Raw genomic sequence first — 12,313 nt, 5'->3', positions numbered from 1 at the left:
AACCGCAAATTCCANNTGGAATTTGCGGTTAAAAAACTTAATCCATGTTACTTTATAACGTTCATATTTTATTCGTCATCATCCTTAGAAAACTTACTTTTCTTAGGTTCTTTAATTATTGTTTTTCCGGCAACCACCACAACGATTTCACCGCGTGGCGCTGTTTTTTCAAAATGTGTTAGAACTTCTCTCGCCGTTCCGCGGACATTTTCTTCGTGCATTTTTGATAATTCTCTTGAAACACAAACTTGTCTGTCTTCTCCAAAATGTTGAATAAATTCCGCCAAAGTCTTAACGAGTTTGTGTGGCGAAACGTATAAAATCATCGTTCTTGTTTCGTCGGCTAAAGCCAAAAATCGCGTCTGGCGTCCTTTTTTGTCAGGCAGGAAACCTTCAAAAACAAATTTATCGTTTGGCAGTCCGCTGTTCACCAAAGCCGGAACAAAAGCGGTTGCACCAGGTAAACATTCTACTTCAATTTTATTTTCGACACAAGCACGCGTCAATAAAAATCCGGGATCAGAAATCGCCGGAGTTCCCGCATCTGAAATTAAAGCGATGGTTTCACCGGCTTTCAAACGTGCAATTAAGTTCTCGGTTGTTTTGTGCTCGTTGTGCATGTGATGGCTGTGCATGTGCGTGCCAATTTCAAAATGCTTTAACAGTTTTCCGCTCGTTCTGGTATCTTCGGCCAAAATCAAATCCACTTCTTTAAGAATCCGAATGGCACGAAAAGTCATGTCTTCAAGATTGCCAATTGGCGTTGGAACGATATATAATTTAGACATATTTTTTATATTATAACACGAATTTCACGAATTTACACAGATTGCAAGTGCTTTTGAAAATTTCACAAAGAGAAATTCGTGTCAATTAGTGTAATTCGTGTTTTGTTTTTTTATGAGAATTTCTTCTCTACAATTCCCAAGAAACGCTCGGCGTAATCGTCTTTTCCTTCCCAATTGTTATAATCTGGTTTTACCATATTTTCGATAAATTCCTGAGCTTCTGCGTATGTATCAAAAGTCAGTAATTGATTTAAAACGCGGCTGTAATCTTCAGAACTGTTTCCGAAAAGGTTTTTAGTGAAAGCAATTCGGTCATTCAAATCAACATGAAAACCTTTTGCCAGTTTTTCATTTAATGTTGCCGCTTTTGGTTCAGCCGGAGTTTCCAGGATCTCTGTTTCAATTGTGGTCTCTTGAATTTCATTAAGTGATGGGAAAGGAGTGGAAGAAACAGCTTCAAAACTGTCTACTTTTACAAACTGCGCATCGGCATAATTGATTCCGAAATCTTCAAATGCAAGAGGAAGTGGATTTGATTTTGATGTCGTTTGAATTTTTGGCTCTTCTTTTTCTTCGATTTTTTCTGCGGAGTTATCTAATTCAAAAGCAGGTTTAAAATCCGGAATTGGGTTAATATCGCTGCTTGTTTTAAACGAAAGATCTCTATTTGCTTCGATAGTCTTTTTAGCTTCAAGAACAGCTTCGTTGATTTTTTCAATAATTGGATCTTTAACACTTTCGACAGTTTTGGTTTCCTCAATTGTTTCCACTTCTTCTGTTTCAGTAACAGCTTCCGGCTCTTCAATTTTTTCAACAACCGGCTCTTCGATAATTTCTTCAGCTGCTTCCGGAGTTATTTCTTCGGGAATTTCAGCAACTATTTCTTCAGCAATTATCGGTTCAGAAGTTTCTTCAACTGCAGTTTCTTCAGCAACAATTGGCGCTTCTTGTTTAATTTCTGCCGGAGTGATCTCTTCTTTTTCAAAAATAGTTTCTATATCAGATTCGATCTCACTGCGTCCGATTGTTGGTTTTGCAGTATCAAAATTTTCATCAATAAACTTTAAGACCGCTAGTTTCTCGTATAATTTCTGCGTTTCAAGATACAATTGATTGATATCGGATTTGTTTTTAAGTTTTAAAATTCGATGTGCAATGCTGATTAAATCGGCTTCCAATTTTTTTTTCATAGCTGTTGAAATTATAGTGAATAGGGGTAATTTATATGTTTTGTAATTGAATGTCTTTATTACGGAAAGAAATCAACAAGATTTTTTTTTATTTCTGTTAATAAGCGATTGCGAATCTCCGATTTGATAAAAATTTTCTACTTTTGAAAAAGTGTAAAAACAGCAATTTTTCACGTCGATTTATTACCAGTACAAAGTAATAAAAACTATTCATTTTTAAAGGTAGAAAAATACAAAATGTTTCTCGAAAATACAGTAAATCACAAAGAACAATTTGGTTGGATTGAAGTTATTTGTGGATCAATGTTTTCGGGTAAAACCGAGGAGTTAATCCGCAGATTAAAACGCGCCCAATTTGCCAAACAAAAAGTCGAAATTTTTAAACCTGCTATTGATACCCGCTATCATGACGAAATGGTGGTGTCTCATGATTCCAATGAAATTCGCTCGACTCCCGTTCCGGCAGCAGCCAATATTGCTATTTTAGCGCAAGGATGCGACGTTATCGGAATTGACGAAGCACAGTTTTTTGATGATGAAATCGTTACCGTTTGTAATGATCTTGCCAATCAGGGAATTCGTGTGATAGTGGCAGGACTTGATATGGACTTTAAAGGAAATCCTTTTGGACCAATGCCGGCACTTATGGCTACAGCCGAATATGTAACTAAAGTTCACGCTGTTTGTACCCGAACAGGAAATCTTGCCAATTACAGTTTCCGTAAAACGGATAATGATAAATTGGTAATGTTGGGTGAAACGGAAGAATACGAACCGTTAAGCCGTGCTGCCTATTATAATGCAATGAAAAAGAGTCAGGAAAAGTAGATTTTTAATTCCATCTAAGCCGTAACACAATGCAAGACAAAAAAACTAAAAGAAAACAAAATACCTTATTATTTGGTGTAATTGGAATTGCGGTGGCTTTGGCTGTTTATTTCCAATTTTTTCTTTCTGAAAGTAAGGGAGAAGTAAAGACCGAAGTAACAGAATTGGTTGTAAAATATAATAAAAATTGCCCACTGAAAATTCAGGAAGGAATTCGATTAGACAGTGTTAGCTTACCTAATTTACCTGAGGAAAAAGCAGTCCAGTATAATTTAACCTTGCTTAATGTGGACAAAGAATCTGCAGAGATTGATGTAATAAAGACTGAAATCGAAAAAAGTTTAATAAGTACCGCTAAAGCAAATCCGGGACTTCAGGTTTTTAGAGACAATGATTACAGCTTGATTTATAGTTATAAGGATAAAAAGAATGTTTTCTTGTTTGCTGTGAAAATAATACCCGATCAATATAAATAATTTAGAGATTTAGATATAAAATAAAACCCGACAGATTTTTGAATTTGTCGGGTTTTATTTTATATATATTCTTTGTCTAAACTGGACTGAAGTCCAGCTCTACAATATAAAATGTTCCTCCGGAACTATAAAAGAGCCTTAGGCTCGATCCATATTGTAGGGCTGGACTTCAGTCCAGTTTAATATAGATTAGTGCAGAAATTGAGGTAATACAGACTGAAATCGAAAAAAGTTTAATAAGTACTGCTAAGGCAAATCCGGGACTTCAGGTTTTTAGAGACAATGATTACAGCTTGATTTATAGTTATAAGGATAAAAAGAATGTTTTCTTGTTTGCTGTGAAAATAATACCCGATCAATATAAATAATTTAGAGATTTAGATATAAAATAAAACCCGACAGATTTTTGAATTTGTCGGGTTTTATTTTATATATATTCTTTGCCTAAACTGGACTGAAGTCCAGCTCTACAATATAAAATGTTCCTCCGGAACTATAAAAGAGCCTTCGGCTCGATCCATATTGTAGGGCTGGACTTCAGTCCAGTTTAATATAGATTAGTGCAGAAATTGAGGTAATACAGACTGAAATCGAAAAAAGTTTAATAAGTACTGCTAAGGCAAATTCGGGACTTCAGGTTTTCAGAGACAAGGATTACAGCTTGATTTATAGTTATAAGGATAAAAAGAATGTTTTCTTGTTTGCTGTGAAAATAATACCCGATCAATATAAATAATTTAGAGATTCCTATATAAAACAAAACCCGACAGATTTTTGAATTTGTCGGGTTTTATTTTATATATATTCTTTGTCTAAACTGGACTGAAGTCCAGCTCTACAATATAAAATGTTCCTCCGGAACTATAAAGGAGCCTTCGGCTCGATCCATATTGTAGGGCTGGACTTCAGTCCAGTTTAATATAGATTACGGTGATTATATTGAATTTTAAAAAACCTAAATCTTTTTCCTCATTCTGGCAACCGGAATATCAAGTTGCTCGCGGTATTTTGCAATCGTTCTTCTCGCAATCGGATAACCTTTTTCTTTTAAGATTTCTGCCAATTGATCGTCTGGTAAAGGTTTCTTTTTATCTTCTTCCTCAATCGTGTTTTTAAGAATCTTTTTGATTTCTAAAGTCGAAACATCTTCTCCCTGATCATTTTTCATGGCTTCAGAGAAAAACTCTTTAATTAGTTTTGTTCCGTATGGCGTCTCTACATATTTACTATTGGCAACACGCGAAATCGTCGAAATATCAAGGCCAACCATATCGGCAATGTCTTTTAAGATCATTGGTTTTAGCTTGGTTTCGTCACCATCTAGAAAATATTCTTCCTGATAATGCATAATTGCATTCATCGTAACAAATAACGTTTCCTGACGTTGTCTGATCGCATCGATAAACCATTTAGCCGAATCCAGTTTTTGTTTGATAAACTGAACCGCGTCTTTTTGTGCTGACGATTTATCACGAGAATCTTTATACGTCTGCATCATTTCCTGATAATCTTTAGAAACGTGCAACGACGGAGCATTTCTTCCGTTTAATGTTAATTCTAATTCACCATCTACAATTCTGATCGCGAAATCAGGAACTACATTCTCGGTTACTTTATTGTTTCCAGTGTAAGATCCTCCTGGTTTTGGGTTTAGTCTTTCGATTTCGTTAATGGCTTTTTTAAGCTGTTCGTTCGAAACCGCATATTTCTGCAATAATTTATCGTAATGTTTTTTGGTAAAAGCATCAAACTGATTTTCGATAATATCAATCGCTAAATCAACATATTCCGTTGGCGTTTTGTGCTTTAATTGCAATAATAAACATTCCTGCAAATCACGCGCACCAACTCCCGAAGGTTCCAGTTCGTGAATGACATGCAACATTTTCTCGACCATTACGTCATCGGTATAAATACCTTGCGTAAAAGCCATATCGTCAACCATATCAGCAACGCTTCTGCGGATGTAACCCATATCATCAATGCTCCCAACAAGGAATTCAGCGATTTCGCGCTCTTCGTCATTCAGAATAAAAGTATTCAGCTGATTGATTAAATCCTGATGAAAACTAATTGGCGATGCAAAAGGCGTTTCGCGTTCTTCGTCTTCACTATAATTGTTAACCTGAGTTTTGTAATCCGGAGTATCGTCGTCGCTTAGGTATTCGTCTATATTAATGTCGTCAGCTTCGATTCTGTCCGATTCAGCATCATCATAATCGTCGTAGTCTTCATTTGCGAATTCATCAGCTTCGTATTCGTCTTCTTTACCAGCTTCCAAAGCCGGATTTTCGTTCATTTCTTCTAATAAACGTTGCTCAAAAGCTTGCGTAGGCAATTGAATTAACTTCATCAGCTGAATTTGCTGTGGAGATAATTTTTGTGATAATTTTAAATTTAAAAATTGCTTTAGCATAAAAAAAGTTGCTAAGATGCTAAGGCTCTAAGGCGCTAAGTATCTTTTTATTGACGAATTAAATTCGGATTAAAATTATTTTTTCATTTCTATTGTAAAACCTCAGAACCTCAGTATCTCAGAACCTTAGATTAAAACTCTGCGTTTCCTGGAGTTCTCGGGAAAGGAATTACGTCTCTAATGTTTGTCATACCTGTTACAAACAATACCAAACGCTCAAAACCTAAACCGAAACCTGCGTGAGTCGCTGATCCAAATCTTCTGGTATCTAAATACCAGTATAATTCTTCTTCGTCGATATCTAAGGCTTTCATTTTCTCTACCAAAACATCGTAACGCTCTTCTCTTTCAGAACCACCAACGATTTCTCCAATTCCAGGGAAAAGGATATCCATTGCACGAACTGTTTCTCTTCCAGGTTCTGTGTTGTCGTTCAAACGCATGTAAAACGCTTTAATGTTTGCTGGGTAATCGTATAGAATTACCGGACATTTAAAGTGTTTTTCAACCAAGTAACGTTCGTGTTCCGATTGTAAATCAGCTCCCCATTCTTCAATGATGTAGCTGAATTTTTTCTTTTTATTTGGAGTTGAATCTCTTAAAATGTCAATAGCTTCTGTATAAGAAACACGTTTGAAGTTGTTCTCCAAAACGAAATTCAATTTCTCCAACAAAGCCATTTCGCTTCTGTCTGCCTGTGGTTTTGATTTTTCTTCTTCTAAAAGTCTTCCTTCTAAAAATTTCAAATCGTCTTTACAGTTGTCTAAAGCATATTTAATTACGTACTGAATAAAATCTTCAGCCAAATCCATGTTGTCATCAAGATCGTTGAAAGCAACTTCAGGCTCGATCATCCAAAACTCTGCAAGGTGACGGGAAGTATTTGAATTTTCCGCTCTAAAAGTAGGTCCAAAAGTATAAATCTGACCCAAAGCCATCGCGAAAGTTTCTCCTTCTAATTGTCCCGATACCGTTAAGTTCGTTTCTTTTCCGAAGAAATCTTCTTTATAATTTACTTTTCCGTCTTCCGTTCTTGGCGTATTGTCAAAAGGCAAAGCCGTAACTTTAAACATTTCTCCTGCACCTTCAGCATCAGAACCTGTAATAATTGGCGTATTTACATACACAAATCCTTTTTGTTGAAAATAGTTGTGAACCGCAAATGACAATACCGAACGCACACGCATAATCGCTCCAAAAGCATTGGTACGAACACGTAAATGTGCATTTTCTCTTAAGAATTCCAAAGAGTGTTTTTTAGGTTGCATTGGGAATTTCTCAGCATCAGAATCTCCAAGAATTTCAAGCGTTTTAACCTGAATTTCATATTTCTGACCAGCTCCTTTGCTTTCTACCAAAGTTCCTGTTACAGAAACCGCAGCTCCTGTTGTAACTCTTTTTAAAGTTTCTTCAGGAGTATTTTCGAAATCAACAACACATTGTATATTATTAATGGTAGAACCGTCATTAAGCGCGATGAACTGATTATTTCTAAAAGTTCTCACCCATCCTTTTGCATTTACTTCCTGTAGCGTCGTCGTACTGTTTAATAAGTCTTTAACTTTTGTGTGTTTCATTTTAATTTTAGATTTTAGATTGCTGATTTTAGATTAAATAAAATCAGTATTTTTTATATCGAATTGCAAATATAAACGATAATAATTAATTTTTGAAGCTGTTTCCCGCTATCCGCTATATCTTTTTAGGCAGATCGTTTACGGTAAACGAGAAATTTTCGACTGCCTAAAAAGGATACCGCTGCTATCGGGGCTAGGGCTCCAGTTTTCAAAAGAGCATAACTGTTGCTTTATAATTTTATATCTCGCTTTTTTTGTCATTGCGAGGAACGACGCAACCGCACGACTAAAAGCAGTAGTTGATTTAGCAAGTGAGATTGCTTCGTTCCTCGCAAAGACCAAAATTGTGTGTATAAACCTTTGTCAAAGTTCAAAACTTTGACAAAGGTTAGTACTATTTAATCCGTGTTAATTCGTGAAATTAGTGTTCTCTTCCAATCCCTCCAAATCCTCTTTCTTAGCCTTTTTCTTCTCAAAAGTCAAAACTAAAGCCGGTAAAACCAATAAATTCGCAAACATCGCAAATGCCAATGTGCAGGAAATTAATCCCCCAAGTGCAATTGTTCCGCTGAAACTAGAAAGTGTGAAAGTAGCAAATCCTAAAATTAAAACTACTGATGTATAGAAAGTACTGATTCCGGTTTCTCTTAAAGCACTGAAAACAGATTTTTTAACTTTTCCATTGCTTTGAATTAAATCATGCTTGTACTTCGCCATAAACTGAATCGCATTATCAACCGAAATTCCAAACGCAATACTGAATACTAAAATCGTTGAAGGTTTTAATGGAATTCCAAAATAACCCATCAATCCAGATGTAATGCAAAGCGGCAAAACATTCGTAATTACCGATGCAAAAACCATTTTGAACGATCGGAACAAATACAGCATTAAAATCGCAATTACTAAAATCGCAAAAATCAACGACTCAATTAAGTTGTCAACCAGGTACGATGTTCCTTTTTGGAAAACCAATGCTTTTCCGGTAACGGTAACTTCATAACGGTCTTTCGGGAAAATTTCATCAATTTTTGAATGTAATTTTTTCTCGACTTTCGCCATTTCATCCGTTCCAATATCTTTCATGAAAGTGGTGATTCGGGCATATTGTCCGGTCGAATCAACATAAGCTTTCATTAAATTTTCTTTGCTGTTTTTAGTCGCGTTTTTAGCATAACCCAAAATAAAAGTCTGCTCTTGCGAAGTCGGCAATTGGTAATATTCCGGATTTCCGTTGTAGAAAGCCTGTTTCGAATATTTAACCAAATTCACAATCGAAACCGGTTTTGCCAATTCAGGCATTTCTTCAATTGTATTTTGCAACTCGTCCATTTTACGAATCGTTGACGCCTTCATAACACCTTTTTTGTGTTTGGTGTCAATCATAATTTCAAGCGGCATTACTCCGTTGAATTCTTTTTCGTAGAATAAAATATCTTTAAAGAACGAAGCACTTTTTGGCATTTCACCAATCAAACTTCCTGAAACTTTCATTTGCGAAAGACCAATAACGCTAAAAACCAAAAGCAAACCGTAAATCGTGTAAATTACTTTTCGTTTGTTTCTTACCACATTTTCTACAAAATCCAACAAAGTTGAAATATAGGTTTTAGTTAAGTGATATAAATGTTTTTCTTTTGGTAGCGGCATAAAACTGTATACAATCGGCACAATTAATAGTGTCAATAAATACACTGAAATTACGTTGATCGAAGTCACCAATCCAAATTCAAAAAGCAAATCGTTTCCGGTAATCATAAACGTAGCAAAACCAATCGCAGTCGTTAAATTCGTCATTAAAGTCGAAACTCCAATTTTAGAAATAATACGCTGTAAAGCCTTTGCCTGATTGTTGTGTAGTTTAATTTCCTGCTGGTATTTGTTGATCAGGAAAATACAATTTGTAATTCCGATTACGATAATTAATGGCGGAATAATAGCTGTTAAAATCGTGATTTTATAATGAAACAATCCAAGCGTTCCAAACGACCAGATTACGCCAACAATCAAAATACAAATTGAAATAAAAGTTGCTCTGAACGAACGGAAAAAGAAAAAGAAAATCAGCGAAACCGTAAATAAAGCGGCTCCAATAAACAATCCGATTTCGCCTTTCATATCCGCAGCGTTAATCGTTCTGATGTAGGGCATTCCCGAAACTTTCAAATCGATTCCGGTTGTTTTTTCAAATTTATCGATCTTCGGAACTAAATTTTCCAGAATAAAAGTCTTTCTTTCAGCTGTATTTACAAGTGCTTTGTTCATATAAATAGCGGAACGAACACTTCCGCTTTCTTTATTAAAAAGCAATCCTTCGTAAAAAGGAAGGTTGTTGAATAAATCGTGCTGAACGGTTTTCAAATAAGCCGGATCAACCGTTTTACTTTGATCAATAAACGGACTAAGAACGAATTTTTGGTTTACAGTATCTTTTTCCAGTTTTTTTAAGTCATTTAGAGAAACGACCAAATCAACTTCTTTAGCTTTTTTTAAACCGGTCATCAATTCATTCCAAGCCGCATAATTTTTTGGAGTGAAGAATTTTTTGTCCTGAAAACCAATTACAATCAGGTTTCCTTCTTCACCAAATCTGTCAAGGAATTTTTGATAATCTTTATTTGCAATGTGATTTTTAGGAAGTAAATTGGCTTCAGTATACGTCATAGCAAGATTTTTCCATTGAAAACCAAGGAAAATTGTCAGTGCAGCAACTAAAATTAATATTGTTATTCTGTTTTTAAGAATGATTCGGGCAACTTTTTCCCAAAAACCAACGTGAATAGCGTTTTTCATAAAATCTTTAAAAATGGTTGCAAATGTAGTGAAAACTGCTCTAAATCATAAACAATCGATTGTATTTTACTTAATGTTAACACAAATTTCCAAGTCATTCGTTTGTGATAAATTTCTTGCTATTTGCTGTTTAGTCGTTAGCTTTTCTCATATTTGTACTTAATTTAAAAATGAGACGAAAATGAATTGGATTTTATTAATTATTGCTGGATTTTTTGAAGTTGGATTTGCATCCTGTTTGGGCAAAGCCAAAGAAACCTCCGGAATTATTTCAACGTATTGGATGGTAGGTTTTTTTGTCTGTCTTTCGATCAGTATGATTTTATTATACAAAGCCACACAAGAATTACCAATAGGAACTGCCTATGCTGTTTGGACAGGAATTGGAGCTGTTGGAACCGTTTTAGTTGGAATATTTATCTTTAAAGAGCCGGCGACTTTCTGGAGAATATTTTTTCTTTCAACATTAATTGCTTCGATTATTGGGTTGAAGTTTGTTTCCAGTCATTAAATGATCGCACACTGATAACGCTGATGAAATGGATTTATGCAGATAAATTAACTTTAAGATTTGAAAAATATGCCACAGATTTACACAGATTAAAAAAATCTTTAAAATCATTTATCCCGATAGCTATCGGGAGTGGCAAAAAAAATACCGCACCGATTTCACAGACATTTTAATTTGTGAAAATTTGTGACCCGATAGCGAACAAGGGAAGCAAACTTGTGGCAAAAAAACTTTACATAACAATGCAGGAAAACAATACCATCACTTTTATTTTTTTAGCCATAATTTTATTATTGGTTGCCATCATTTGTTTAATGGTGTATCAATTGATGCAGGTCAAAAAATCAAAAGAGGATGCCGAAGAAAGTTTTTATGCTTTGGAAAGAAAAGTAAATGACTTGCAGTTAGAAACGTTAGAATCAAAACTAAATCCGCATTTGTTTAAGAATATTTTGAATTCGATTCAGTCGCACGCTTATCAGACATATTTTGCTTTGGATAAACTGGCTAATGTTTTGGATTATATTTTATACGAAAGCAAAAAGAAATTTGTCACGGCTAAAGAAGAAATTGATTTTGCACTGAATCTGATCGAAATCAATAAAATCAAAATCAGTCCGCTTTTTGAATTAAAGATCAAAACCAACATCAACAAAGAAGATAAATTATACGAACAACCTTTATTGGCGCCGTTAATTTCGATTGATTTAATTGAAAATGCCTTTAAACATGCCGATCTTCAAAGTGCAGATGCTTTTATTTCGGTTGTTTTTGAGTTCAAGGACAATGCTTTTTCGATGACGGTTTCGAATAAAATCTCTGATAAAAAAGTATTAAAAAAGGAGCGAAGCGGTTACGGCCATGCCACCTTAGAACATCGTCTTAAAATTATTTATAAGAATAATTTTAAACTGGACCGATTCGTAGAAAATGATATTTATATTGCCCATCTAAAAATAGATTTACTTGAATACAAAACTGAAATGCTTGCTGCTGGACGATGAGTTGCCTGGATTGATGTACCTGAAAATGCTTTGTGAACAAATTCCCGAGGTAGAAATCGTAAAAACGTTCAATAATCCTGAAAAACTTCTTGCCGAAATTCCGAATCTCGATTTTGATTTATTAATCTCAGATATCGAAATGCCGGGAATTGACGGCTTGCATTTGGCTGAAATGCTAGATGATAAATTGGTAATTTTTTGTACGGCGTATAAAGAATATGCAGCCGAAGCTTTTAATATTGATGCGGTAGATTATATTACAAAACCGGTAAAACTGGAGCGTTTGCAAAAAGCGATCTCAAAAGCTTACGAACGTTTCAATAAACCAGATACAGCAAAACAATTTATTCAGCTGAATACAGATAAAGGAAAGACCTTGTTGTATTTTAATCAAATTCAATATATCAAAACCGCAATTAGCGACAGCCGCGATAAAACTGTTTTGCTGACTGATGGGAGTTTTCTGAATCTTAAAAACGTTAAATTTGATACGCTTTTAAAAGAATTACCGGAAGCCGATTTCTGCCGAATAAATAAAAAAGAAATTCTGGCTGTAAAAGCAATCAAATTCTTTAATCATAACGAAATTGTATTGCATCATCTGGAAGAAAATAATAAAAATACTAACTTGATTTTGAGCGAAACCTATCGTTCTGACTTTTTAAAAAAGGTCAAAATCTAACTTATTACAAAGTTTTTCGGACTTGTTACATAGATTGAAAATTAGGTG

General features: G+C 34.8%; 10 protein-coding genes. 5 read left to right on the top strand and 5 right to left on the bottom strand.

The genetic code is table 11. The features are described 5' to 3' along the window. Positions 1 to 68 precede the first annotated feature (68 nt). Together rsmI and B0A65_RS00550 are read right to left on the bottom strand one after the other, a co-directional pair. The gene (gene rsmI, locus B0A65_RS00555; protein WP_074660841.1) at positions 69 to 788 is read right to left on the bottom strand and encodes a 16S rRNA (cytidine(1402)-2'-O)-methyltransferase; all 720 of its coding nucleotides are present in this window, start codon (positions 786 to 788) and stop codon (positions 69 to 71) included. 110 nt (positions 789 to 898) lie between these two features. After that, the gene (locus B0A65_RS00550) at positions 899 to 1,978 is read right to left on the bottom strand and encodes a hypothetical protein (RefSeq protein WP_074660842.1); all 1,080 of its coding nucleotides are present in this window, start codon (positions 1,976 to 1,978) and stop codon (positions 899 to 901) included. Between the two features lie 237 nt (positions 1,979 to 2,215). Here B0A65_RS00550 and B0A65_RS00545 point away from each other — a divergent pair, with 237 nt between their 5' ends. Both B0A65_RS00545 and B0A65_RS00540 read left to right on the top strand, forming a co-directional pair. Continuing rightward, complete coding sequence (locus B0A65_RS00545) at positions 2,216 to 2,806, top strand: thymidine kinase (RefSeq protein ID WP_026983557.1); 591 nt, start codon at positions 2,216 to 2,218, stop codon at positions 2,804 to 2,806. Positions 2,807 to 2,835: 29 nt separating this feature from the next. Then, on the top strand, positions 2,836 to 3,282 hold the full coding sequence (locus tag B0A65_RS00540; protein ID WP_074660844.1) for a hypothetical protein: 447 nt from the start codon (positions 2,836 to 2,838) through the stop codon (positions 3,280 to 3,282). Positions 3,283 to 4,237: 955 nt separating this feature from the next. On the opposite strand, the gene rpoN is transcribed toward B0A65_RS00540, so the two are convergent. From rpoN to B0A65_RS00525, 3 genes are all read right to left on the bottom strand, one after another. Then, positions 4,238 to 5,698: an RNA polymerase factor sigma-54 gene (rpoN, locus tag B0A65_RS00535; protein ID WP_074660846.1), complete on the bottom strand. Its 1,461-nt coding sequence runs from the start codon at positions 5,696 to 5,698 to the stop codon at positions 4,238 to 4,240. 131 nt (positions 5,699 to 5,829) lie between these two features. After that, positions 5,830 to 7,275: an asparagine--tRNA ligase gene (gene asnS, locus B0A65_RS00530; protein ID WP_074660847.1), complete on the bottom strand. Its 1,446-nt coding sequence runs from the start codon at positions 7,273 to 7,275 to the stop codon at positions 5,830 to 5,832. A 408-nt stretch (positions 7,276 to 7,683) separates the two neighbouring features. Further along, the gene (locus B0A65_RS00525) at positions 7,684 to 10,068 is read right to left on the bottom strand and encodes an efflux RND transporter permease subunit (protein WP_074660849.1); all 2,385 of its coding nucleotides are present in this window, start codon (positions 10,066 to 10,068) and stop codon (positions 7,684 to 7,686) included. 181 nt (positions 10,069 to 10,249) lie between these two features. Between B0A65_RS00525 and B0A65_RS00520 the strand changes: the two genes are divergently transcribed. The 3 genes from B0A65_RS00520 (at position 10,250) to B0A65_RS00510 (ending at position 12,265) form a co-directional block, all read left to right on the top strand. Further along, positions 10,250 to 10,579, top strand: a complete 330-nt coding sequence (locus B0A65_RS00520) for a DMT family transporter (protein ID WP_074660851.1) — start codon at positions 10,250 to 10,252, stop codon at positions 10,577 to 10,579. A gap of 242 nt (positions 10,580 to 10,821) precedes the next feature. Next, complete coding sequence (locus B0A65_RS00515; protein ID WP_074660852.1) at positions 10,822 to 11,583, top strand: sensor histidine kinase; 762 nt, start codon at positions 10,822 to 10,824, stop codon at positions 11,581 to 11,583. Further along, entirely contained in the window at positions 11,546 to 12,265 is a 720-nt protein-coding gene (locus tag B0A65_RS00510; RefSeq protein ID WP_074660854.1) for a LytR/AlgR family response regulator transcription factor, read from the top strand. Before B0A65_RS00515 ends, B0A65_RS00510 begins: the two co-directional genes overlap by 38 nt. Positions 12,266 to 12,313 lie beyond the last annotated feature (48 nt).

It is taken from the genome of Flavobacterium frigidimaris, assembly GCF_002217275.1.
GTDB classification, from domain to species: domain Bacteria; phylum Bacteroidota; class Bacteroidia; order Flavobacteriales; family Flavobacteriaceae; genus Flavobacterium; species Flavobacterium aquidurense.
Note: the sequence above shows the minus strand (reverse complement) of the source record. Positions and strands in the feature narration are given on the sequence as shown.

Excerpts from the sequence above, each read along its gene's own strand:
- B0A65_RS00520 (WP_074660851.1), top strand. The coding sequence starts at position 10,250 with ATGAATTGGATTTTATTAATTATTGCTGGATTTTTTGAAGTTGGATTT.
- B0A65_RS00540 (WP_074660844.1), top strand. The coding sequence starts at position 2,836 with ATGCAAGACAAAAAAACTAAAAGAAAACAAAATACCTTATTATTTGGT.
- B0A65_RS00545 (WP_026983557.1), top strand. The coding sequence starts at position 2,216 with ATGTTTCTCGAAAATACAGTAAATCACAAAGAACAATTTGGTTGGATT.
- rpoN (WP_074660846.1), bottom strand. The coding sequence starts at position 5,698 with ATGCTAAAGCAATTTTTAAATTTAAAATTATCACAAAAATTATCTCCA.
- B0A65_RS00525 (WP_074660849.1), bottom strand. The coding sequence starts at position 10,068 with ATGAAAAACGCTATTCACGTTGGTTTTTGGGAAAAAGTTGCCCGAATC.
- B0A65_RS00550 (WP_074660842.1), bottom strand. The coding sequence starts at position 1,978 with ATGAAAAAAAAATTGGAAGCCGATTTAATCAGCATTGCACATCGAATT.
- B0A65_RS00515 (WP_074660852.1), top strand. The coding sequence starts at position 10,822 with ATGCAGGAAAACAATACCATCACTTTTATTTTTTTAGCCATAATTTTA.
- rsmI (WP_074660841.1), bottom strand. The coding sequence starts at position 788 with ATGTCTAAATTATATATCGTTCCAACGCCAATTGGCAATCTTGAAGAC.
- asnS (WP_074660847.1), bottom strand. The coding sequence starts at position 7,275 with ATGAAACACACAAAAGTTAAAGACTTATTAAACAGTACGACGACGCTA.